19 protein-coding genes and 1 pseudogene are annotated in these 24706 nt (G+C 62.8%); 4 read left to right on the top strand and 16 right to left on the bottom strand.

The annotated features are described in order from the left end of the window. Positions 1 to 9: 9 nt before the first annotated feature. From WM40_RS00610 to WM40_RS00675, 15 genes and pseudogenes are all read right to left on the bottom strand, one after another. A complete protein-coding gene (locus WM40_RS00610; RefSeq protein WP_036008532.1) occupies positions 10 to 2523 on the bottom strand; it encodes a 3-hydroxyacyl-CoA dehydrogenase/enoyl-CoA hydratase family protein in 2514 nt (837 codons plus the stop codon). A gap of 267 nt (positions 2524 to 2790) precedes the next feature. Further along, positions 2791 to 4521: pseudogene (locus tag WM40_RS29800) on the bottom strand (acyl-CoA dehydrogenase C-terminal domain-containing protein); the annotation flags it as partial. 120 nt (positions 4522 to 4641) lie between these two features. Beyond that, entirely contained in the window at positions 4642 to 5238 is a 597-nt protein-coding gene (locus tag WM40_RS00615; RefSeq protein WP_024902605.1) for a TetR/AcrR family transcriptional regulator, read from the bottom strand. A gap of 241 nt (positions 5239 to 5479) precedes the next feature. Continuing rightward, positions 5480 to 6883 (bottom strand): phospholipase D-like domain-containing protein, encoded by a 1404-nt coding sequence (locus WM40_RS00620; RefSeq protein WP_046151978.1) that lies wholly within the window; start codon positions 6881 to 6883, stop codon positions 5480 to 5482. Positions 6884 to 6911: 28 nt separating this feature from the next. After that, positions 6912 to 7391, bottom strand: coding sequence for a dihydroneopterin triphosphate diphosphatase (nudB, locus tag WM40_RS00625; RefSeq protein ID WP_024902603.1), 480 nt, complete (start codon positions 7389 to 7391; stop codon positions 6912 to 6914). Positions 7392 to 7556: 165 nt separating this feature from the next. Further along, on the bottom strand, positions 7557 to 9362 hold the full coding sequence (aspS, locus tag WM40_RS00630) for an aspartate--tRNA ligase (protein WP_046151979.1): 1806 nt from the start codon (positions 9360 to 9362) through the stop codon (positions 7557 to 7559). A 108-nt stretch (positions 9363 to 9470) separates the two neighbouring features. Continuing rightward, positions 9471 to 10205 (bottom strand): DUF502 domain-containing protein, encoded by a 735-nt coding sequence (locus WM40_RS00635; RefSeq protein WP_024902601.1) that lies wholly within the window; start codon positions 10203 to 10205, stop codon positions 9471 to 9473. A gap of 58 nt (positions 10206 to 10263) precedes the next feature. After that, positions 10264 to 10638, bottom strand: a complete 375-nt coding sequence (locus WM40_RS00640) for an FmdB family zinc ribbon protein (RefSeq protein WP_024902600.1) — start codon at positions 10636 to 10638, stop codon at positions 10264 to 10266. Positions 10639 to 10739: 101 nt separating this feature from the next. Then, positions 10740 to 12323 carry a ubiquinone biosynthesis regulatory protein kinase UbiB gene (ubiB, locus tag WM40_RS00645; RefSeq protein WP_024902599.1) on the bottom strand — a complete coding sequence of 528 codons (1584 nt, stop codon included), beginning with the start codon at positions 12321 to 12323 and terminating at the stop codon, positions 10740 to 10742. Then, complete coding sequence (locus WM40_RS00650) at positions 12323 to 13141, bottom strand: ubiquinone biosynthesis accessory factor UbiJ (RefSeq protein WP_024902598.1); 819 nt, start codon at positions 13139 to 13141, stop codon at positions 12323 to 12325. Before WM40_RS00650 ends, ubiB begins: the two co-directional genes overlap by 1 nt. Positions 13142 to 13217: 76 nt before the next feature. Further along, entirely contained in the window at positions 13218 to 14306 is a 1089-nt protein-coding gene (locus WM40_RS00655; RefSeq protein WP_082102348.1) for a Tim44 domain-containing protein, read from the bottom strand. 136 nt (positions 14307 to 14442) lie between these two features. Beyond that, the gene (ubiE, locus tag WM40_RS00660) at positions 14443 to 15174 is read right to left on the bottom strand and encodes a bifunctional demethylmenaquinone methyltransferase/2-methoxy-6-polyprenyl-1,4-benzoquinol methylase UbiE (RefSeq protein WP_024902596.1); all 732 of its coding nucleotides are present in this window, start codon (positions 15172 to 15174) and stop codon (positions 14443 to 14445) included. Between the two features lie 44 nt (positions 15175 to 15218). After that, entirely contained in the window at positions 15219 to 15617 is a 399-nt protein-coding gene (locus WM40_RS00665; protein ID WP_024902595.1) for a gamma-butyrobetaine hydroxylase family protein, read from the bottom strand. 75 nt (positions 15618 to 15692) lie between these two features. After that, on the bottom strand, positions 15693 to 16142 hold the full coding sequence (locus WM40_RS00670; RefSeq protein WP_024902594.1) for an HIT family protein: 450 nt from the start codon (positions 16140 to 16142) through the stop codon (positions 15693 to 15695). After that, positions 16139 to 20221: a DUF3683 domain-containing protein gene (locus WM40_RS00675; RefSeq protein ID WP_046151861.1), complete on the bottom strand. Its 4083-nt coding sequence runs from the start codon at positions 20219 to 20221 to the stop codon at positions 16139 to 16141. Before WM40_RS00675 ends, WM40_RS00670 begins: the two co-directional genes overlap by 4 nt. Between WM40_RS00675 and WM40_RS31005 the strand changes: the two genes are divergently transcribed. Next, a complete protein-coding gene (locus tag WM40_RS31005) occupies positions 20221 to 20433 on the top strand; it encodes a hypothetical protein (protein WP_157685640.1) in 213 nt (70 codons plus the stop codon). The two genes, WM40_RS00675 and WM40_RS31005, sit on opposite strands and share 1 nt — an antisense overlap. Positions 20434 to 20482: 49 nt before the next feature. Beyond that, entirely contained in the window at positions 20483 to 21229 is a 747-nt protein-coding gene (locus WM40_RS00680) for a nucleotidyltransferase family protein (RefSeq protein WP_046151981.1), read from the top strand. Positions 21230 to 21253: 24 nt separating this feature from the next. On the opposite strand, the gene WM40_RS00685 is transcribed toward WM40_RS00680, so the two are convergent. After that, positions 21254 to 22168, bottom strand: a complete 915-nt coding sequence (locus WM40_RS00685; RefSeq protein WP_082102349.1) for a CDP-diacylglycerol diphosphatase — start codon at positions 22166 to 22168, stop codon at positions 21254 to 21256. 64 nt (positions 22169 to 22232) lie between these two features. Here WM40_RS00685 and ilvA point away from each other — a divergent pair, with 64 nt between their 5' ends. Further along, a complete protein-coding gene (gene ilvA / locus WM40_RS00690; protein ID WP_024902589.1) occupies positions 22233 to 23801 on the top strand; it encodes a threonine ammonia-lyase, biosynthetic in 1569 nt (522 codons plus the stop codon). Between the two features lie 16 nt (positions 23802 to 23817). Then, positions 23818 to 24648 carry an NADPH-dependent 7-cyano-7-deazaguanine reductase QueF gene (gene queF, locus WM40_RS00695; protein WP_024902588.1) on the top strand — a complete coding sequence of 277 codons (831 nt, stop codon included), beginning with the start codon at positions 23818 to 23820 and terminating at the stop codon, positions 24646 to 24648. The last annotated feature ends 58 nt before the right edge of the window (positions 24649 to 24706 follow it).

The raw sequence follows: 24706 nt of genomic DNA on the forward strand, positions 1-24706 counted from the left end.
TCCACCTTGTTAGTTTCGCGGCGGCTTGCCGCCCTGCAGCAAACCGGCAATCCGTGCCTGCGTCTTTGCCGTGCCCAGCAGGTCGACGAACGCACGGCGCTCCAGATCGAGCAGCCATTGTTCGCTGACCAGCGTGCCGGGTTCGACGTCGCCACCGCACACGATGTCGGCGATACGGGTGGCGATCTCTGCGTCATGCGCGGAGATGAAACCGCCGTCACGCATATTCACCAATTGCGAACGAATCGTCGCCGCGGCGGAACGTCCCGCCACCGGCACCAATACATTCGGCAACGGCGGACGATACCCGGACAACGACAACGCCCGCGCCTCGCGAATGCCGGCACCCAGCAAGTCGTGGACATTGAAGACGATCGGGTCCGACGGCTGCAGATAGCCCATGTGCAATGCTTCGTGCGCCGATGCGGATACCTGCGCCGTAGCCGCATACTTGAATCGCGGCGTCAGGAAATCGAGATAGCGCTTGCTATCGAACTGACCCGCCACGCGCGCCGCCGCAATGGCCGCTTCCTTCAAACCACCGCCCGCCGGCACGACGCCCACGCCAATCTCGACAAGACCCAGATACGTCTCCACGTGCGCCACACGTCGCGCCGCATGCAGCGTCAACTCACAGCCACCGCCAAGCGCGATACCCGACAAGGCAACGACAACCGGCACCTGCGCGTACTTCACGCATTGCATTGTCTGCTGGAATTCCGCGATAAACGGCTCCACCCCGGCGGCGCCTCCGATCATGAACTTCGGCATCGCCGACGCGAGATCCGCGCCCGCCGAGAACGGCCCGCCCGGCGTGCCGAGCGTCAGCGACGTCGGCTGCCAGATCACGAGGCCGCGATAGCTTTCCTCGGCGAGCGTAACGCCGTGGCGGATGGCATGCAGGACGTCCGGGCCGATCGTATTCATCTTCGAGCGGAACGAGAGGATCAGCACGTCCGGATTCGAAGACCCGTCCGCAGCCGGCACATCGTCGACCCATAGCCGTGCGCCGGCGTTCTCGAACACCGTGGTGCCACGCTTGGCCGGATCGGCATTGGCATCGCGCTGCGTGCCAAAAACCCGTGCCGGGAAGATTTGCCGGGCATAGATCGGCAGCGTGCTACGTGGGACAAACCGCTTCCGCGCAGGCGACCAAGACCCGTCCGGCGAATGCACGCCGCCATGGGTCTCCACGGGGCCGTCGAGCACCCATGCCGGCAACGGCGCCGACGACAACGACTTGCCGGCGGCGATATCGTCACGCACCCACTGCGCGACCTGGCGCCAGCCTGCCGCCTGCCACAACTCGAACGGGCCTTCGTTCCAGCCAAAGCCCCAGCGAATCGCGAAATCGACATCGCGGGCGTTGTCCGCGATCGTCTCCAGATGCACGGCGACGTAATGGAACACGTCACTGAAAATCGACCACAGAAATTGCGCTTGCGGGTCATTGCGCGCGGCGGCATCGCGCAAAGCGGCGAAGCGCTCGGCCGGCGCCAACTTCAGGATCTGCTTGATCTCATCGCTGGCCTTGGCGCCGGAAGGCTTGTAGGCGGCGTCACCCGAGGCGCCAGCTGCCGCTTTTTCCGCGTCCAGCACCAAAATGTCCTTGCCCACCTTCTTATAGAAACCCGCCCCCGTTTTCTGACCAAGCGCACCATGCTCGACCAATGCGCGCAGGACCGAGGGTGTGGCATAGTGAGCAGCGAACGGATCATCGCGCAAGCCGTCCTGCATCGTCTTGATCACATGTCCCATCGTGTCCAATCCAACGACATCGGCAGTACGGAACGTGGCGGACTTCGCACGTCCCAGACGACTGCCGGTCAGGTCGTCCACCAGATCAAAGGACAGTTTGTACTGCGCGGCGCGCGCGATCACCGCGAGAATCGAGAAGACGCCCACCCGGTTGGCGATGAAATTCGGCGTGTCCTTTGCATGGACCACGCCCTTGCCCACCACGCCGGTCAGGAACGTCTCCAACGCCTCCAGGATGTCTGGACGCGTTGAGGGCGTGGCAATCAACTCGACCAGATGCATATACCGCGGCGGGTTGAAGAAATGCACGCCGCAGAACCGCTCCGCCAACGAGGCGGCCGCGCCTTCAAGACCTTGTGCCAACGAGGCGATCGACAAGCCGGACGTGTTCGACGCGAAAATCGTCTGCGCGCCCAACGCCGGCGCTACCTTGCGATACAGGTCGTGCTTCCAGTCCAGGCGCTCGGCAATCGCCTCGATCACCAGATCGCACTCGCCCAGCAAACCGAGATCGTCGTCGTAGTTCGCCGCCTGCAAATAGCCCGCGTCCGCCGGATTGCCCAATGGCGCCGGCTTCAGTTTCTTCAACCGCTCGATGGCCTGCAGCGCAATCGCGCTACGCGGCGCGGCGCCGCCCTTTCCGGCGGCCTCCGAGTCGGACTTCGTCGCCAGATCGAACAGCACCACGGGAATGCGCGCGTTGACCAGATGCGCGGCGATCTGCGCGCCCATGACACCGGCACCCAATACCGCGACCTTGCGCACACGCCATTGCGCGGCGACGAACGGCGTCGTCGCCGGCGCGTCGGCGAGCGCACGCGAAGGGCCACCCGCTCCCGTCGCGGAAGTCGGTGTGGCGATCGCGGCGGCGGATGCGCCTTTCGTCTCGGCCGACGGCGCAAACAATGCGCTGACGCGATCGAACGCCTTCGTCACGGTACCGTCCGCGCCGAACGCCGCGGTGCCTTCGGTCATGATCGGCTCCGCACCGGTGCGCGCCAATGCCACCTGCGTCAGGGCTTCCGGCAGCAGCTTCGCGAAATAGAACCGGGCAGTTGCAAGCTTGGATTGGTAGAACGCCGCGCCGCCTTCATCGGTCAACGCATCATGCTTGCCTTGCAGCGCGTCGAATGCCGTACGCGCCATCCGCGCCCAAAAATAGGCGAACACAAGATGCCCGACCACCCGCAGGTATGGCACGGCGGCTGCCCCCACTTCGTCGGCATTCTGCATCGCCGCCATGCCCACCTCGGCGGTCAACTTCTTGACCTCCTCGCCCAGCAAGGCCAGCGGCCTGATGAACTCCGCCATCTCCGGCGACGCCTGCTCCGCCTCGACGAAACCAATGATAAGTTGACCGAACTGGCTCAGCTTCATCCCCATGTCACCCAGGATCTTGCGGCCCAGCAGATCAAGCGCCTGCACCGCATTCGTTCCCTCGTAGATCATGTTGATTCTGGCATCGCGGACGTACTGCTCGATGCCCGTCTCGCGGATATAGCCGTGACCGCCAAACACCTGTACCGCATGATTCGTGCATTCGAACGCGTTATCCGTCAGGAAGGCCTTGGCGATTGGCGTCAGCAACGCCACGTGATCTTCGGCCGTCTTGCGTACCGCCGCGTCCGGGTGACCGTGCATCACGTCGATCTGCAATGCCAGCCAACTGGTGAACGCGCGGGCGCCTTCCGCGTACGCCCTTTGCGTCAACAGCAACCGGCGTACGTCCGGATGTTCGATGATCGGATCGGCAGGCTTGTCCGGCGCCTTGATGCCCGTGAGCGAGCGCATTTGCAAGCGCTCCCTGGCATAGGCCAGCGACTGTTGATAGGCGGCTTCAGTAAGCCCGAGTCCCTGCATGCCCACGCCCAGCCGCGCCGTATTCATCATCACGAACATCGCCTGCAAGCCCCGATTTGGCTCGCCGACCAGCCAGCCACGTGCACCGTCCAGCAGAATCTGACAGGTCGCGTTGCCATGAATGCCCATCTTGTGTTCGATCGCGGTGCAACGGACCGGGTTGCGTGCGCCCAGCTTGCCGGATGGATCGGACAGGAACTTCGGCACGACAAATAACGAGATGCCCTTCGTGCCGGCCGGCGCATCAGGCAGCCGTGCCAATACCAGATGGACAATGTTGTCGGCGAGATCGTGCTCGCCGCTGGAGATGAAGATTTTTTCGCCGCTGATCAAAAAACCGTCGCCATCCGGTGCCGGTTGCGCCTTGGTCCGGAGAATGCCGAGATCGGTGCCGCACTGCGGTTCGGTCAGGCACATCGTGCCGGTCCATTCACCCGAGGTCAGCTTAGGCAAGTACTGTGTCTTCTGCGCGGCGGTACCATGCGCACGCAGCGCCTCATAGGCCCCGTGCGATAAACCGGGATACATCGTCCAGGCCTGGTTCGCGCCGTTCAACAGCTCATAGAGCGTATTGTTAAGGCTGACCGGCAGGCCCTGGCCGCCATATTCCTCGTCGCAGGCCAGCGCCGGCCAACCACCCTCGACATATTGCTTGTAGGCTGCCTTGAAGCCCGACGGCGTGGTGACGGTACCTTTGTCGAAAACGCACCCTTCAAGGTCGCCGGACGCGTTCAACGGAAACAGCACGTCCTCGCAGAACTTGGCCGCTTCCTCAAGCAATTGATTGATCGTGTCCGCGTCTATTTGCGCGTGCGACGGCAAGGCCTGCCGTGCCGGCTCACCGGCCAGCAGTTCATGCAATACAAACCGGATATCTCGCAACGGCGCGCGATACTCTGCCATGAGTGTCTCTCCTCCGACGCGCCGCCAATACCGCCTTTGCCGTCCGTGCCGTCTTGTCCGCGTCCGCGCGGTCGCGCGGGGCGGCAAAGCGGTGACGGGAGCCAGGGATACGCCGGCGCGCTATGCCTGATATGAAACGATCAACTTCTCGAGCGCGGCCCGCGCAAGCGGAATCGCGTTCGGAAGTCGCAGGAACCGGGCGTCGTGATGCACGCCTAGCGTCAAGCTATACAACTCGAACAACATCATCTGCGGATCGACATCCCGCCGCAAATGCCCCTCTTCCTGAGCCTGCAAAATCGCGGTCTCCAATGCTTTTCGCCAGCTGATCACACTGTGCTCCAGATGCTGGCGCACAGGACTGTCCGCTGCGCGATCGTCATACTCGACAGGTCCACTGATCAGGATACAACCGGTGGCGATCTCTTCCTTGATCCGCTTGTCGACCCAGGAAAACACCATGGCCCGCAGCCGTGGCAACCCACGCGGCGCCGCCAGGCTCGGGAAAAACACGTCCTGCTCGAAACGGCGGTGATATTCCTCCACCACCGCCACCTGCAAGTCTTCTCGCGAGCCGAAATGCGCGAAAACGCCGCTTTTGCTCATACTCATCCGCTCAGCCAGCGAGCCGATGGTCAAGCCTTCCAGTCCTTCACGGCTGGCCATTTGGAGCGCGGCGTCGAGAATTTTCGACCGCGTCTGCTCACCTTTGCGCATGCTCTTCTCTTCCGATTCTAAAAATCGAACGGCCGTACTATTATTGGCGCCGGCCATTCCGCAAAACAAGCAATTTATTAGAAATGACTTTCTAATGCAGACTTCGGGACCGTCCTGGATACCAAACGGAGCGAAGGCTGGCGACCGGGATCATCGTTTGTCCTGTTACGTCGGCGCGTCACGCCATTGCAGTACGGGACGCGCCTCCCACATGCCGGAAACCCTAGCGGGGTCGCGGCGCTCATTCGAACCGGCCCGCGGTCAGTAAGCGCATCATGAAACGGTACGCCAGGTAAGCGGTCCCATTCAACAGGCGCGTCATCCACCCTCGTGCGGCAAAACGCCCGGGATCGATCTGACGCGATGCGTCGAACGCCTTCTCGATTGCCTCGCGCAACGTGACGGCCAACGCATCGTGCATCAGGACGACATTCGCCTCGTGGTTCAGGAACAGACTCAGCGCGTCGAGATTGGAGGACCCTACCGTCGCCCAGACGTCGTCGACCACCGCCACCTTGCCGTGCAGCAACGCCTGATCGTACTCCGCCACGCGCACGCCGGCCTTGAGGAAACCGCCATATAAGGCAGGCACCGCCCAATCGAGCAATCTGAATTCCTTGCGACCGATCAACAATCGCACGTCCACGCCGCGCTGTGCCGCCTGGGTCAACGCGCGCCGCAAACGCCGCCCGGGCGTGAAGTACGGCGTAGCCAGCACCACCTGACGCCGCGCCTGCCGAATGGCTTGCAGGTAGGCGCGCTCGATGGCGCGCCGATTCAACAGATTGTCGCGGGCAACAAACGCGACCTGCGCCGCATGCGTCGAGGCGGTGGGCCGCCCCCCTTCGCCATGTGCCAAGTGGGCATCGGTATGCGTGGCGGACGTATCGTCGACACGCGCACCGTGATTAACCATCCTCTGCGCGCTGTCCTCGGCGGTCCCCTCCGCCGCGCCCGGTAGAGGCGACGAAACCTGTGCGGAAGCCGATAACAAGGCCCGCTCGCGCCGTAGCTCGCGCCGCAAATGACGTCGGTCACGTTGCGAGGCCATGGCGGCGCGGAGTCGCTGCCACAGCGAACCCTGTTGCCGCGCAGGATCGACGCGATGCCATTGCACGTCGAACGCCAGCGTCACGTCACGGACAACCGGTCCACGCAATGCGACCGCAAAATCCCACCGTGGTGCGTCGAGCCTCATCCCCTCGTTCATCCAATCATCGACGATATTGATCCCGCCGACAAACGCCACGCGTTGATCCACCACGCACAACTTGCGATGATCACGGGCCACGCCCATCGCCCCGAACCAATGCGGATTGAAAATCCGATGCCGTATCCCTTGGGCAGGCCACGCGGCGATCAACGGTAACGCGGCGGTGCCGACGCCATCGGTAATCACCTGCACCATCACGCCCCGCCGTGCCGCACGCTCAAGCGCGGCGGAGATGGCGCGGCCAGCGTCATCATGACAATAAATATACGTTTCAAGGCGTACCGTCTCATGCGCGTCATCGATCGCCTGAATCATCGCGGGAAACAGCATCGTGCCGCCCGATAACAGCGTCGCGCCCGGGCAATCGAGGAAGGTGAGGCGCGTGGCACGCCAGCTTCGCCATGTCCCGTGCAGCCGACGCGTACGAGACACCGACGCACCGGGACGCGCGCGCGATGACTCAGCGCGCGGCGAGATGATCGGGGAGCGCGAGGATCGCGGTGGCATTGGAGGGGGAGGTGCAGCGCGCTGCCGCATCGGATAGAGGCAACCACGCGTAGTGGGTGTGCTCACGCGGCGCGAGAGTGATCGGGATGTCGCGCGGGACCTCGACGCTGAACCAGTGCTCTGTATTGGTCGTCACACCAGCCGCATAGCGATGCCGCCAGACTGGATAGATGTCGTAGATAATGGTGCGCCCCCAGTCGTGCAGCGCGCTGCGTGCGACCCGGTCTCCACCGACGACGATGCCGGTCTCCTCCGCCAGCTCGCGGATGGCGGTGTCGGCCAATGGTTCATCCAGCCGGTCCTTGGAGCCGGTCACAGACTGCCAGAAACCGGGAAAGTCCGCGCGCTCGATCAAGAGCACCTGGATATCGGGGGGCGGGGTATGAATCACCACGAGCACCGACTCGGGAATCTTCGGGGGGCGGTCATGCATCGGCGACGCACCAGCCGGTCCCCGCGGCTCAGGCTGTCGTGATTGCGCATGCACCGGCGCCGACACCAACTGCTCCGTGGGTACCCCCGATGATGCAGACCGCTGTGTCATCGCCGCTCTCCAGACCCTGGCATCGTTGTCGCGCCGTGATGCGTGCCACCGGACTCAGGCCGGCTTCTGCTCCTGACGCAAGCGGATGTGCAGCTCGCGCAGTTGCTTCTCGTCGACTTCGCTCGGTGCCTGTGTCAACAAGTCCTGGGCGCGCTGCGTCTTCGGGAACGCAATCACGTCACGGATCGAGTCGGCACCGGCCATCATCGTGATGATCCGATCGAGCCCGAAGGCGATACCACCATGCGGCGGCGCGCCGTATTGCAGCGCGTCGAGCAGGAACCCGAACTTCAGCTGCGCCTCCTCGGCATTGATCTTCAATGCGCGGAACACCTTGCTTTGCACGTCTTCACGATAGATCCGCACCGAACCACCGCCAATCTCCCAACCGTTCAACACCATGTCGTACGCCTTTGCCAAGCAACGACCCGGGTCCGTTTCCAGATAATCAAGGTGCTCGTCTTTCGGACTAGTGAACGGGTGGTGGCAAGCCGTCCACCGGCCATTATCGTCGTCGTATTCGAACATCGGGAAGTCGATCACCCACAGCGGACGCCAACCCGCTTCGAACAATCCGTTCTTCTTGCCGAATTCGGAATGGCCGATCTTCAAGCGCAACGCACCGATTGCATCGTTGACGACCTTGGCCCGGTCCGCGCCGAAGAACAGGATGTCACCGTTCTGGGCGCCACTGCGCGCCAAGATGGCGGCAACCGCCGCGTCATGGAGATTCTTGACAATCGGGCTTTGCAAACCATCACGGCCAGCGGAGAGGTCGTTGACCTTGATCCATGCCAGACCCTTGGCGCCGTAGATCTTGACGAACTCGCCGTAGGCGTCGATATCGCCACGCGACAGCGCCGCGCCACCCGGCACGCGCAGGGCGACCACACGGCCATCCTTCGCATTCGCCGGGTTGCTGAAGACGTTGAAGCTGACGTCCGTCATCGCATCCGTCAGTTCCGTGAATTCCAGGTTCACGCGCAAATCTGGCTTGTCCGAACCAAAGCGCTGCATCGCTTCCGAGTACGCCATCACCGGGAACGTGTCCGCCAGGGAGACGTCGATCGTATTCTTGAACACGTTACGGATCATCGTCTCGAACAGGTCACGGATCTCCTGCTCGGTCAGGAACGACGTTTCGCAATCAATCTGCGTGAATTCGGGCTGGCGATCCGCTCGCAGGTCTTCATCGCGGAAGCACTTCGTGATTTGATAGTAGCGATCGAAGCCGGACACCATCAGCAACTGCTTGAACAACTGCGGCGACTGCGGCAAGGCGAAGAACTGACCGGCGTTGGTGCGCGAGGGCACCAGATAATCGCGGGCGCCTTCCGGCGTGCTCTTCGTCAACATCGGTGTCTCGATATCAATGAAGCCGAGGCGGTCCAGGTAATTACGCACTTCCATCGCCACGCGATAACGCAGGCGCAGGTTGTGCTGCATCTGCGGACGGCGCAGATCCAATACCCGATGCGTCAGACGCGTGGTCTCGGACAGGTTGTCATCGTCGAGCTGGAACGGCGGTGTCACGGACGCGTTCAATACGGTCAGTTCGTGACAAAGCACTTCGATCTTGCCGCTGGTCAATCCGGCATTTTCGGTGCCGGCGGGACGCGGGCGGACCAGACCCTTCACCTGAACACAGAATTCATTGCGGACGCCTTCGGCGACCTTGAACATGTCCGCGCGGTCGGGGTCGCACACCACCTGGACCAGCCCGTCACGGTCACGTAAATCGATGAAGATCACGCCCCCGTGATCCCGCCGGCGGCTGACCCAGCCGCACAGGGACACCGTTTGTCCCAGTAGATGCTCGGCCACGCGGCCGCAATATTCGGTTCTCATCGAAGTGGTCATATCGTTGACTCTGTCATTCATTCAGTAATGGCAATGCGCGCAAGGCTGCGGGTCCGCAGCGCGACGGATGGGCAGAACCCGCCCGTCGCCAGGCATCGCGTGATTCTTTCAAGCGGCGTGGTTGCTCTCGGCCGACTTGCCGTTCAGCACGCCGTCCGGCGGACCTGCCGATGCCTCGCCCGACGTGTCGACGCCCGGCTCGACGACCTGCGGTGGCTCCGGAACACGCCGCGGCGGACCGACCGGCGACACCACGCCCATCGACACGATGTATTTCAATGCCGCATCCACCGACATATCAAGTTCGATCACTTCCGCGCGCGGCACGATCAGGAAAAATCCTGACGTCGGATTCGGCGTCGTCGGCACATAGACGCTGACATGATCGCCGTTCAGCTGGTCGGCCACATCCCCGCCCGGCACGCCGGTCAGGAACGCGATCGTGTAAGACCCTTTACGCGGATATTCAATCAATAGCGCTTTGCGAAAGGCATTGCCGCTACTCGACAGCAAGGTGTCCGATACCTGCTTGATGCTCGTATACAGCGGCCCCACAATCGGAATGTGACGCAACAACCAATCCCACCACTTGACCAGCGTCTGGCCTATGAAATTCTGCGTCAGCAAACCGACGACGAAGATGAAAGCCAGCGTCAGCAACGCCCCGATGCCCGGTATGTGTACGCCAAGCCAGGCATCCGGCTGCCACGACTCGGGCAGTAACAGCAACGTCTGATCCATCGTACCGATGACCAGACCCAGCACCCATAGCGTGATCGCCAGCGGCACCAGGACCAGCAAACCGGTCAGGAAATAGGTTTTTAGCGTCTTCTTCGTTGTCATCGATTTTTCCGTCGGCGATTCCGTGGCGACCGCCCTGGAACGCAGGCCGCGGCAATACTCAGGCAGCGCTCGACGTCGGCGCGGCCGGGCTCGCACCGCTACCGCCGGCCGGCGCAGCCGGAGGTGCCGGCACTGCGGCGGCACTGCCGGACGTGTCCCCACTGCTGCCGCTCTTGGCGTCCCCACCGGTGGCGGCCGCACCCTCGGCCGCGCCATCGGACGCGGCCCCGGTTCCGGACGACTTATTGCCGTTGTCGCGGAAATCCGTCACGTACCAACCCGATCCTTTCAATTGGAACCCGGCCGCCGTTACTTGTTTCTGGAACGTGGCCTTGCCGCAGCTCGGGCAATCCGTCAATGGCGGATCCGACATCTTGCGCAGGACGTCTTTCTGGAAACCGCAGGATTCACAGCGATACGCATAGATCGGCATGATCCGATACCCTCTTGAATACGTGTTGCAATGTGCAAAGCGTTGAATTATAGCTGCAAACCGTCCCTTTACCGTGCAAAACCGTGGCTTGGGACTGACGTTCAGAGTATCCCGTAGGTGCTTGCGAGCCAAACCTTGGTCAGGACGACGCCGATGCCCACCGCGACGCCGAACAGGATGACCCCACGCAGCATGCGATTGGTACGCTGCTGCTCCTTGACCAGCGCCAGCATCAAGTCGTCTCCGCGCCGGCCTTGCGTCGCGCGCTGATGCTCGCTGAGCAATGCATGCACCAGACGGGGAACCTGTGGCAACGTCTTGCTCCACTGGGGCGCCTCCACCTTCAACCGGTCATACCAGCCGCGCCAGCCAATCTGGTTCAGCATCCAGTTCTCGAGGTAAGGCTTGGCCGTCTGCCAGAGATCCAATTCCGGATCAAGGTCGCGACCCAGGCCTTCCACGTTCAACAACGTCTTCTGCAGCAACACCAGTTGCGGCTGGATCTCGACCTGGAAACGACGCGACGTCTGGAACAGGCGCATCAACACCTGACCCAGGGAGATGTCCTTCAACGCCTTATCGAAGTACGGCTCGCACACCGCGCGGATCGCGCCTTCGAGTTCTTCCACGCGCGTCTTGGCCGGAACCCATCCCGACTCCAGATGCAGCATGGCGACACGATGGTAGTCACGCTTGAAAAACGCGAGCAGATTTTGCGCGAGATAATTCTTGTCGAAGTCCGACAGCGCGCCGACGATGCCGAAGTCCAGCGCGATATAGCGGCCGAACGTGTTCGGATCCAGGCTCACCTGGATATTGCCGGGATGCATGTCGGCATGGAAAAAACCGTCGCGGAAAACCTGGGTGAAAAAGATTTCGACGCCTTCGCGCGCCAACCGGGGGATGTCGACCTTGGCGGCCCGCAATCGGTCGGTCTGACTGATCGGCACGCCCACCATCCGCTCCATCACCAGCACGGTGGAGGTGCAGTAATCCCAGTACATTTCCGGCACGAGCAACAGGTCCGTGGCCGCGAAATTGCGGCGTAGTTGGCTGGCATTCGCCGCCTCCCGCATCAGGTCCAATTCATCGTGCAAATACTTGTTGAACTCCGCCACGACCTCACGCGGCCGCAAGCGCCGGCCATCCGCCCAGAAGCGTTCGAACATGGTGGCGACGTCGGCCATCAACGCCAGATCGCTTTCCAGCACCGGCAAAATGCCGGGACGCAGCACCTTGATGGCAACTGGCTTGCCGACGTGTTCGCCGGACTTCAACTTCGCGAAATGGACCTGTGCGACCGATGCACTGGCAACAGGCACCCGCTCGAACGCATCGAACAGATCCTCGACAGGCCGCCCCAATGCCCTTTCGATCAACGTAACGGCGACATCGGACGGGAATGGCGGCACCTGGTCCTGTAGCTTTGCCAGTTCGTTGGCGATGTCGGCGGGCAGCAGGTCACGGCGCGTCGACAACATCTGGCCGAACTTGACGAAGATCGGGCCGAGGCTTTCAAGCGCGAGGCGCAATCGGACGCCACGCGGGGAATCGAGCTTACGGCCAATGGTCATCAGACGGACCAGCAACCGTATCCGGTTGTGCTGGAAGCCGGACAGGACGACTTCGTCCAGACCAAATCGGATCAACGTGAAAATGATCTTCCATAACCGGAAAGTTCGCATCATCGCGGCGCTCCGGTGTGCTTGGTTGACGAGGGTGAGGGTGACATGCGTCCCGCCCCACCCGTGCGTTGCTGCTGAAGCCGCGCGATGCGCGCCTCCAGCGCCTGAATGCGTTGCGCCGTTGCGGCGACATCGGCGGCGAAGGCCTCGTTCACCCGGGTGCGAACCAGTTGCGGCCGTTCGTCGAGCAAGTATTCCGCGACCTGTCCAAGCGCGCCGTCGGCCAGTTGACGCAGTTGTGCGCCGACCTGCCGCACCCCTCGTATCATCCGGAACGCCGCTGCGTCACCGATCCATTGGGCCAAGTCTTCCTCCGGCTCCCACCGCAAATGCTCGGCCAATCGCCCAAGCGCCTGCGCGAACTCGGCATCGCCCTCGATGCGCACATGTTTCATCAACACCGACGGACCATACCGCAATAGTGCCGGCATGGCATCCGGCAAAACGGTGATCTCGACATCCGCGACATCACCTGCAGCAGCACCGCCGCTATTGCCCGAGGCAGCCGCGAGACCGGTGGCGCTGCCTGCCTGGGCCGCCGCGGCCGTCATGACGGCGCCAACGCCTCCCGGCATCGTGGGGACGAACGTCGCGGCGGCACGCCATGCACGGGCCACAGGTGCCGCATCACGCAATGTCGCGGGCAGCGCCAACAGACCATCCTGCGCGACAAGCACGTCGAAGCTGAAGGCCGAGACGTGCAGACGGGCACGACGACCCGCGTACGGAAGGAGTTGGGCCCGCGCCCACGACTCACGGCGCAACAAGTGATTGACCGCCGCTTGAAAAGACGGAACAGGAAAAGGAGCGACGCGCATCAGCACAAAGAGCACAAAAGGAAAAAGCCCGCCACACGGAATTCGTGCAGCGGGCTCCTATTGTAGGGCAGTTCGATCAATGCAGTTGCTGAATCCCCGCCAGCAACCAGCCAGACTGCTCCTTCTTACGCTTGATCAGATTCCATACCTCGGCAAACTCTTCCGCCGTTGCCCCTTCATTCTCACGAATCAAGCCGGTGAAGCGCACACTGGCCAGATAATCGGTCGCCGTGTCTTCCATACCCAAAAGTTCCGCATCAACGCGAACCACATCGGTGCGGTTCTTTGACTCACCACGCGACTGAAGATCCAGACGCAACTCGGCGAACATCTCCGGTGTCGTGAAATCACGTAGATCGTCAAGATCCGACGCATCCCACGCCGCTTGCATCCGCACGAAGTAGACTTTTGCGTTGTGCAGGAATGTCGTTTGGTCGAAATCACCGGGCACGCCCCACTGCTGGTGGGGCACATCCGCCGCCGGCTGAGCTTGCGCGGCATGCGTGGCCGCGCCGAATGCACCGCCCGCAAGACCAGCTGCCGACCCTGGTGCATCGCTCCAACGGCCAGACGAACCGGACTGTGCCGTCTGCGCGGAGGTAACACCATCGAAACGACTACCCGCATCCCGATCTGATCCGCCCAAGCCCGACGAGGGGCCCGTACCCGCCGCCGCGTAGGCCGGCGTCGGTGCTGCCGGCTGACGACGCGACATGAATTTACGAATCAGCCAGATGGCAACGAAGGCGATCAACGCGATCACGATCATGTTCGCCATCGCGCCGGCAAGGGCACCGCCCAGGCCAAAGTGCGACAAGAGCGCGGCGATACCGAGGCCGGCGGCGAGACCCGCGAGCGGACCCATCCAGCGATTACGCGCCGGTTGCGCGGCCGCGGGTGCAGGCGTATTAGGCTTGGCGGCCGCTGACGGCGCCGGTGTCGCAGGACGCGTTGGGGCTTGCTGCGACACCATCGGCGACTGACGACCCATGCTGCGGCTGCTTCCCATCCGGCGCGCATCGGCATGCTCAGTCATCGCGGCAAATGCGACTACCGCGACAATTGACAGCGCCCCCACCTTCACCGCCGGCACCTTCACGCGGCGCAGCGAACGTACTATTGAACGGCCGAACGACCGGACCGCTTCCATTCCTGCTGTAGACATACGTCCCTCACGATTGACATGCTGAATTGACCGCCTGACGTCGCACGCACGAAGCAAAGTCGACGATAGCGCGGTGTTGCGCCATTATCATGCGCAACCTTTCAATTAGCATACAACCGAAAGGTGCCGAAGTAAATCAGAATTTCGTACCTTGATGCAGCGCCACGATCCCGCCGGTCAGGTTGAAATACTGGACCGATTCCAGGCCCGCGCCATGCATCAGGTCCTTTAGCGACTCCTGATCCGGGTGCATCCGGATCGACTCGGCAAGATAACGATAGCTTTCGGCATCACCGGCGATTCGTTCACCCAGCCAGGGTAACAGCTTGAACGAGTACATGTCGTATGCTTTCGTCAGCGGGCCCCAGACCTTCGAGAATTCCAGCACCATGACCTTGCCGCCCGGCTTGATCACGCGGCGCATCTCGGCCAGTGCGGCATCCTTGTGCGTCATGTTGCGCAGGCCGAACGCCACGGTGACCACGTCGAAATAATTGTCGGGGAACGGCAGTTTCTCGGCGTCGCACAGCAACGTCGGCGTGACGATGCCGCGATCCAGCAGGCGGTCACGGCCGACACGCAACATCGAGCCGTTGATATCGGTCAGCCAGACTTCACCATGCGGGCCGGCCGCCTTCGCGAACGCGGCGGCCAAGTCGCCCGTGCCACCCGCGATGTCCAATACTTTCTGACCGGGGCGCACGTTCGCACGGCCGATCGTAAAAGCCTTCCAGACGCGATGCAACCCACCGGACATCAGGTCGTTCATCACGTCGTATTTCTGCGCGACCGAGTGGAAAACGCCCGCTACTTTCCGGGCCTTCTCATTCTCGTCCACCGTGCTGAATCCGAAATGGGTCTTGCTCATCGCGTCATGCCTCGCGTCCTCTTGCGTCTTTTTTGTCCGTCATCTCACGCCTCGACCGGTTGGCCGGGCACCGCGCCGTCACGGCTTGCGCCCGCGGCCTCGAGCCGGGTCAGGTAATCCTGCCATAGTGCGTCCTGCCTCGTTGCCAGCGTGTACAGATAATCCCACGAGTAAATGCCCGTGTCATGGCCGTCGGAAAAACCCAAACGGATCGCATAATGCCCAACACCGTCGATCCGCGTGACGCGTACGTCACGTTTGCCGGTTTGCAGTATTTCCTGGCCCATGCCATGCCCCCGGACTTCCGCGGACGGTGAATACACGCGCAAGAACTCGAACGGCAGTCGATATCGCGCGTCCGGATACTGCACCTCCAGTACCCCGGATGCCGTATGGAGCACCAGTCCGGTGGGAATCGGCGTATCTTTTTCAAGTCCGGCCATCACTCAGGCTCCTGTTCCGTTTCCGCATCATCCAGCACGTGTGCCTGCCTGGCGTACCGGACACCTTCCCGATGCTCAGGGGCGCGGCGCAAAGGCGTTGTCCAATGCATCACGCAAGGCGATGCCCACGGTGGCCGCGCGGGCCCGGCGTGCTGTCAGTACATCCGGCGCAACCTCTCTCTGGCGCGCCGACCACACGGACTGCGGGAAATGCGCATCGTCACGAAATCGCGGAATCACGTGCCAATGCTGGTGCGCGACCATATTACCGAGGCTCGCCACATTAACCTTGTCGCAGGCCAGATGCGCCCGCAAGACACGCTCGACGACAACGATCGCATCGAACAACTGGCCACGCGACGGCGCATCGAGGTCGCTCAATTCCGCGACGTGGTCCTCCCAGATCACACGGCAGAACCCCGGATAGTCCGGCTCGTCGGGGAGGACGACGCGCAGCGCGGCATTGCGCCAAACCACCACTCCGCCATCGCTCTCGCATAACGGACAGTCCGCTGCGCGCGTCATACCAGCACCCGCTCGATGCCGCCGGCGTTTGCCTTGTCGACGTATTCGACCATCCAATTCTCACCCAGTACCGCGCGGGCCATCTCGACGACGATATAGTCGGCGCTGACGTCCACGTCTTCACCATAGCGCGACAGGCCCTGCAGACACGAAGGGCAACTGGTCAAGATCTTGACGTTGCCGTCGAACGCCGCCGGCTCGGCCGATGTCCGCGTGACCGACAGCGCCGGATCCGCCGATGCGTCGCCTTGGACAGGTGCGGCGGCGATCGGCACCGGGATCTGGCGCACCCGCGCCTCGCCCTTGCGCATTTCCTCGGCTTTGCGGAAACGCACCTGTGTCGATACGTCCGGGCGCGTGACGGCCAGCGTGCCAGACTCGCCGCAACACCGGTCGTTCTTTTCGATCTTGTAACCGTCGCGCTCGCTGCCCATCAGCTGATTGACCAGCTTTACCGGGTCCATCGTCTTGATCGGCGTATGACAGGGGTCGTGATACATGTAGCGCGTGCCCTTCACGCCGTCGAGCCTGATCCCTTTCTCCAACAGGAATTCATGTATGTCGATGATCCGGCACCCGGGGAAAATCTTGTCGAATTCGTACGTGGCCAACTGGTCATAGCAGGTGCCGCACGACACGACCACCGTCTTGATGTCGAGATAATTCAGCGTATTCGCCACGCGATGGAACATGACGCGGTTGTCCGTCATCATCTTCTCGGCCTTGTCGAACTGTCCCGCGCCGCGTTGCGGATAACCGCAACACAGATAGCCCGGCGGCAGCACCGTCTGCACCCCGGCGTGCCAGAGCATCGCCTGCGTCGCCAGGCCGACCTGCGAGAACAAGCGCTCGGAACCGCAACCCGGGAAGTAGAACACCGCCTCCGTATCCGCGCTTGTTCCCTTCGGATCGCGGATGATCGGGACGATCTTGTTATCCTCGATGTCGAGCAAGGCCCGCGCGGTCTTCTTCGGCAGATTGCCCGGCATCTTGCGGTTGACGAAATGCACGACCTGCTCGGTCAACGGTGGCTTGCCAACCGTAGCCGGCGGATGCGCGGCCTGCTTGCGCGCCAGTCGCTTGAACAGGTCATTGCCGGCGCGTTGCGCTTTGTAGCCCCAGTTCATCATGACCTGGCGCGTGGCGTTGATCGTGTTCGGATTCGTCGCGTTCAAGAAGAACATCGCCGCGCTGGAGCCCGGGTTGAACTTCTTCTTGCCCATCTTGCGCAACAAGTTGCGCATATTCATCGTGACATCGCCGAAGTCGATCTTGACCGGACACGGCGTCACGCACTTGTGACAGACCGTGCAGTGGTCGGCTACATCATTGAACTCGTCCCAATGCTTGATCGAGACGCCGCGTCGCGTCTGCTCCTCGTACAGGAATGCCTCCACCAGCAACGACGTGGCGAGGATCTTGTTGCGCGGGCTATACAGCAGGTTCGCGCGCGGCACGTGCGTCGCGCACACCGGCTTGCACTTGCCGCAGCGCAGGCAATCCTTGACGCTGTCGGCAATCGCGCCGATGTCGGACTGCTGCATGATCAAAGACTCGTACCCCATCAGGCCGAAGCTGGGCGTATAGGCGTTACGCAGATCCGCCCCCTCCATCAACTTGCCCTTGTTGAAGCGTCCCTCGGGATCCACGCGACGCTTGTACGCGCGGAATTCCGCGATTTCCGCTTCGGTCAGGAACTCGAGCTTCGTCACGCCAATGCCATGCTCGCCGGAAATCACGCCGTCGAGCGAACGCGCCAGCGTCATGATCCGCGCCACAGCCGCGTGGGCGTCCTGCAGCATCGGGTAGTTGTCCGAGTTCACCGGAATGTTCGTGTGGACATTGCCATCGCCCGCATGCATGTGCAGCGCGACGAATACCCGGCCCCGCAACACGCGCTTGTGGATCGCCTGCGCTTCATCGAGGATCGGTTTGAACTCACCGCCGTTGAAAATCTTGCGCAGCTCGGCGCGAACTTCCTGCTTCCAGGAGATCCGCACCGTGCGATCCTGCGCGACGTCGAATAACGTGGCGTCGGGCTGCGTGGCGAGACGGTTCGTGAACGCGTCGTCCAGGTGCGCCAGACCGAGGCTGCGCAGTGCCGGCGCCGCCTCGGACAACGGTTGGTCCAGATGCGACTGAATATAGGTCCACCGCGCGCGGACCTGCGCGAGCAGGTCCAGCGCATGCGTCACGCGGTCTTCCAGCAGTTCGGCGCTGGGGATCTCGTTGGCGTCGTCGCTCTTGCCAAGCGGCAAGTCACCGCGCGCAAAGAACGCGTCGAGCGCCTCAACCAGTTGCAGCTTGTTCTTCAGCGACAGTTCGATGTTGATTCGCTCGATACCGTCGGTGTATTCGCCCATCCGGTTCAGCGGGATCACGACGTCTTCGTTGATCTTGAAGGCGTTCGTATGCTTCGCAATCGCGGCGGTGCGGGAACGGTCGAGCCAGAATCGCTTGCGCGCCTCGGCGCTGACCGCCACGAAACCCTCGCCGCTCTTGCCGTTGGCCATGCGGACCACCTCGGAGGTGGCATGGGCGACCTTGTCAGGATCGTCACCTACGATATCGCCGATCAACACCATCTTTGGAAACGCATTGCGCTTGGACTTCGTCGCATAGCCAACGGCGCGCAGATAACGCTCATCCAGATGCTCAAGACCGGCCAGGATGGCGCCGCCTTCTTTCGCGGTCTGGAACAGGTAGTCCTTGATCTCGACGATCGACGGGATCGCGTCGCGCGGCTGGCCGAAGAATTCCAGGCAAACAGTCCGGGTATGCGCCGGCATCTTGTGCAGCACCCAGCGCGCACTGGTGATCAGGCCGTCGCAGCCTTCTTTCTGAATGCCGGGCAAGCCCGCCAGAAATTTGTCGGTAACGTCCTTGCCCAGTCCTTCCTTGCGGAAACGGCGCCCTTCGATATCGAGCGTCTCCTTGCGCAGCAGCTTCTCGCCGGGCGCATGGCGGCCATCGAACCAATGCAATTCGAACTTCGCCACGGCAATGTCATGGATCTTGCCCATGTTGTGCTCGAGGCGCGTGACTTCCAGCCAGTCGCCATTAGGATCGATCATCCGCCACCAGGCGAGGTTATCAAGCGCGGTGCCCCACAACACGGCCTTCTTGCCGCCGGCGTTCATCGCCACGTTACCGCCCACGCAGGATGCATCGAGCGATGTGGGGTCGACGGCGAACACGAAGCCGGCCTTCTCGGCCGCCTCGGTGACCCGGCGCGTGACCACGCCGGCGCCGGAGAAGATGGTGGCGACCGGTGCGCCGAGCCCCGGCAACATCGTGCTCTCCACCTCTCCCAGTTGCTCCAGCTTCTCGGTATTGATCACCGCGGCAAACGGCGTCAACGGCAGTGCACCGCCGGTATAGCCCGTACCGCCGCCACGCGGGATCACCGTCAAGCCGAGCGCGAAACAGTCGCGAATCAAGGCGGCGATTTCCTCCTCGGTGTCCGGCGTCAGCACGACAAACGGATATTCGACACGCCAGTCCGTCGCATCGGTCACATGGGATACGCGTGACAGGCCGTCGAACTTGATATTGTCCTTCTGCGTGTGCTTGCCCAGCAGACGCGCGGCTTGCTTGCGCAGGTCGGCCATCTTGCCGAACTCGTCGGCAAAGGCGCTCACGGCACGACGCGCGGCCGCGATCAGTTGCTCGACACGCGCCGCGCGTTCACGGCCTTGCTCGTCGCCATGGTCACGCAGATCCGCGCGGCGGCGCTTGTCGATCTCGGCCAGCCGATGCTCCAATGCGTCGATCAGCAGCTGGCGACGACGGGGGTTGTCGAGCAAGTCGTCCTGAAGGTAGGGATTGCGCCGCACCACCCAGATGTCGCCCAGCACTTCGTACAGCATGCGTGCGGAACGGCCGGTGCGGCGTTCTTCGCGTAACGCGGACAGCGCTTGCCAAGCCTCGTCGCCCAACAGCCGGATCACGATTTCGCGATCCGAGAACGACGTGTAGTTGTAGGGAATTTCGCGCAAGCGCAATTCGCCATGCGCGTCGACGCCACTGCCAACGGCAACAGGCACGCCGTTCTGATCGAATATCTGGGGAGCGTTCATTGTCAACTGAGGTCGTGTCCGGCATGCCGCCGGACCGGCTTTTACAGCCGCCGCGAGGCGCGGTATTCGGCGATATCACTGCCTCGAAAGTAGCGCATTGTACTGCAACGCCTCGTTGCGCGCGGGCAACGCGCACCGGCCCGGAAGCGGGGACATCGCCGGACTGTTGCCTTGCCGCGCGAATGCCAGGCCGTCCGCCGCGTGGCGCCTGATCCCGGCGCGCCCGTAGCCACTGCCCGAAAAAACCGTGACAATACGCCGATGAAACCAGTCCACGCGCCCTCACCCCCTGTCCCCTCCCAGCCGGTGGGCATCTTGCTCGCGGCCGGCCGCGGCAGCCGTTTCGACCCCTCCGGGGCCCACAACAAGTTGCTGACAACGCTGCCGACGGGCGCCGAGGCCGGTCTTCCGGTCGCCTTCGTCGCCGCGCGCCGCCTGCGTAACGCATTGCCGCGCGTGATCGCCGTCATCGACGGTGATCCAGACCTGACGCCGGCACAGGCGGCGCACCAACGCACCCTGCGCGACTGGCTGACCAAGGCCGGCTGCGAGGTGATTGCCAGCCCACGCGCCCGACTCGGCATGGGAGCCAGCCTTGCCGACGCCGTGCAGGCAAGCCTTGCAGCGGCACCGGCGGTGGCATCGGCGCCCCCTGCGACAGCCCCCGCCGCGCCAACGGGCGCCGACGCAAAAGCCGTTGCCGGCGGCACGCCACCGCCCGGCTGGGTCATCGCGTTGGCCGATATGCCGATGATCGCTCCCGCGACCACGCAGGAAGTAGCCGGCGCACTGCTGGCCGCAGGCGATCCGCTCGCCCTCGTCGCCCCGGTATACGAAGGGCAACGTGGCCATCCGGCCGGCATTGGCGCAGGTCATCTGGCCGCGCTGCTGGCGTTGGACGGTGATCGCGGCGCCGGTGGCTGGTTCAAGGCGTCCGGCTTCATCACCGTGGAAACGGGCGATGCGGGTGTGCTACGCGATATCGACCACCCGGAAGACCTGGGCTGACGGCAGGCCGTCGATGGGCACCGGTCACGACGAACGCGCCCCCGGCCCGATGCTCAGCCGCGACGCCACACCGCAGGCATGATCCTGCAAGTCCTCCGCGGAGGCTCCCCCGATCAGCGGCATCGCGACATGGCGTACGGCGACGTAGACCTCGGTTGCATCCGCCGCGCCGTGCGTCGCGGAGGGCGCGCCGCTGACGAAGATCGTCTTGCGCCCCATGTCATTGGCGGCGTCTGGCATATCCCGCGCCACCATCGCGAACAGATTGCCCGTACGTAACGCGTCGACCGAGAGACGCCGCACCTTCCATCGACTGCCACCCAATGCGAGGTCGGACCACGTGGCAGTGATGCGCGCGGCGGCGAGCGCGTCGCGCACATCGGCGCGCACGCAATCGATGTGGATATGCAGGTGATCCTGCGACCGCGCGTTGGCGGGATTGATCGCCAGCCCGATCTCGCTGTCGTCGACCGGTTTGCCCAGCGCGGCGATCACATAACGACGCCGGCTCCACGCCTCGTAAAAATACGGCGGCGCGTCCGGACGCAATACGGCCGGCGACTCGATGCCGGAAATCGTCGAAATCGGCATCAGCAGAAATTGCGCGCGGCCGCGGATATCCTTGATCAGGACATCGTCGCCCGCCGGGTCATATACAAGGCATGGCTGATGATCCGCCGCCGCGACGCAGCGTGCGACAATGCGGGCAAGGGCTTGGCGCCGCGGTCCGTTTGACGCCGGGGCGTCGCTCGCAGGCGTTGCGCCAACAGGCTGCGTGCCGACGTCGGCCCGCACTGCCGGTGCGTGTCGATCACCCGTCGGCGACGACGTGATGTTGTCCCCCCTGGCCGCCACCGCCGCGAACAGCGTCAGACCCGCCATGGCGCGAATAATGGCAATGCTGCCCAAAAAGCGCCAAGACAGCCATTTTGTCGTCATTTATCAGCCGGAACGGGTAACGAATCGCGATATCATAGGCCCTTTCCTCTCCGCCCGTGGCATCATGTCAGCCCCCGACTATCTGCGAAAAGTCTTAAATGCGCGTGTCTACGACGTAGCGCGCGAAAGCGAACTGGACTTCGCGCCCAATATTTCCGCGCGCATTCGCAATCGCATTTGGTTCAAGCGCGAGGACAATCAACCGGTCTTTTCGTTCAAGCTGCGCGGCGCGTATAACAAGATGGCGCGGTTGGACGACGCGCAACGGGGACGTGGCGTCCTCGCCGCCTCCGCCGGTAACCATGCGCAAGGCGTCGCGCTGGCGGCGGCACGCATGGGCTGCACAGCCGTGATCGTGATGCCGACCACCACGCCGCAGGTCAAGGTGGACGCGGTGCGCGCGCACGGCGGCGCATTCGTCGAGGTGGTGCTGCATGGCGAGTCCTACTCCGATGCCTACGGCCATGCGCTCACGCTGCAGGCAGCGCGCGGCTTGACGTTTGTCCATCCGTTCGACGATCCGGACGTCATCGCCGGCGCCGGCACGGTGGGCATGGAAATCCTGCGTCAGCATCCGGGCCCGATCGACGCGATCTTCGTACCGATCGGGGGCGGCGGGTTGATCTCGGGCGTGGCGACGTACGTCAAGGCCGTCCGGCCGGAAACACGGGTGATTGGTGTGCAGACGGAAGATTCTTGCGCGATGGCCCAGTCGCTCGCCGCCGGCGAGCGTATCGCGCTGACAGACGTCGGCTTGTTCTCGGACGGTACGGCGGTCAAACTGGTGGGCGAAGAAACATTCCGCTTATGTCAGATGCATGTGGATGAAATCGTTCGTGTCGATACCGACGCCCTGTGCGCCGCGATCAAGGATGTCTTCCAGGACACACGCAGCCTGCTGGAACCGGCGGGGGCGCTGGCATTGGCCGGTTTGAAGCGCGTGGTGGAGCGCGACGGCCTGACGGATCGCACCTTGATCGCGATCAACTCCGGTGCAAACCTGAACTTCGACCGGATGCGGTTTGTCGCGGAACGTGCGGAAGTGGGTGAGGCGCGTGAGGCGGTGTTCGCCGTCACGATTCCGGAGGAGCGCGGCAGTTTCCGGCACTTCTGCGAGATCGTCGGCGAACGCTCGGTCACTGAATTCAATTACCGCATCGCCGACTCGCGTTCCGCGCATGTTTTCGTCGGTGTGCAGACGCGCAGTCGTGAAGAGAGCCGGGAATTGGTCGATGCATTCGAACACGCGGGTTTCTCGACGATCAACCTGACGCACGATGAACTGGCCAAGCAGCATGTGCGGCACATGGTCGGTGGCCATTCGCCGAATGCGCACGACGAACTGCTTTATCGCTTTGAATTCCCGGAGCGGCCCGGTGCGCTGATGCGTTTCCTGTCGTCAATGTCTCCGAATTGGAACATCAGCCTGTTCCATTATCGCAACCAGGGTGCGGACTATTGCAGCGCGCTAGTGGGCCTGCAGGTCCCCACCGAAGACAGTACGGCGTTTGCCGCTTTCCTCGAACGCATCGGTTATCCCTATAAAGAGGAAACGGCCAATCCGGCCTACCGGTTATTCCTCGCCGACCCGCCCCTGCCGACGCCGCGCACGCCCGGCGCCGCTTCGCGCTAAGGCGCAGGCTACAAACATGACCCCGGAACAATCATCTCTCGGCAAAAGCGTTGGATACACGGATCGATATGATCCTTCCCTGCTTTTCCCGATTCCTCGCGCCCAAGGTCGTACCATGCTCGGCATCGCGCCGGGCGCAACATTGCCGTTCTTCGGCGCCGATATCTGGAACGCGTATGAATTGTCCTGGCTGAATGGCCGCGGCAAGCCGCAGATCGCCGTGCTGACGCTGATCGTTCCAGCCGACGCGCCTTGCATCGTCGAGTCGAAATCGCTGAAGCTGTATTTGGGATCATTTGCGCAAACGCGCCAGGAATCGATCGAGATCCTGCGTGATACATTGCGGCACGACATCGGCGCCGTCTGCGGTGCAAGCGTCAGTGTGCAATTAACGCCGCCCCATGCGTTCGGTCGACTCACTCTCGACGAGTTGTCAGGTACCGATGTGGACCGCCTGGATCTGGATTGCGAAGTCTACACGCCCGACCCGTCGTTTCTTCAAGCGCGCTTCGATGAAGCACCCGTCGAGGAAACGCTGGTGTCGAATCTGCTACGTTCTAATTGCCCGGTGACCGGGCAGCCGGACTGGGGCAGCGTGCAAATCCACTATGCGGGGCCACAGATCGACCAGGCCGGACTGCTGCGGTATATCGTGTCATTCCGGGAGCACACCGGCTTTCATGAGCAATGTGTCGAACAGATATTCCTCGATCTGCTACGACAATGCCGCCCGGTCAAACTGGCGGTATATGCGCGCTACACGCGTCGGGGCGGCCTGGATATCAATCCTTTCCGGACCAACTTCAATATGCCGGTACCGGACAACGCCCGGACTGCGCGTCAATAAGCTTAAGTCCACGCTGACCGCCATCTGCGCGGCGCAAGGAATCGCCCTTCCAGAATGC

It is taken from the genome of Robbsia andropogonis, from assembly GCF_000970345.1.
In the GTDB taxonomy this organism is placed as follows: Bacteria; Pseudomonadota; Gammaproteobacteria; order Burkholderiales; family Burkholderiaceae; genus Robbsia; species Robbsia andropogonis.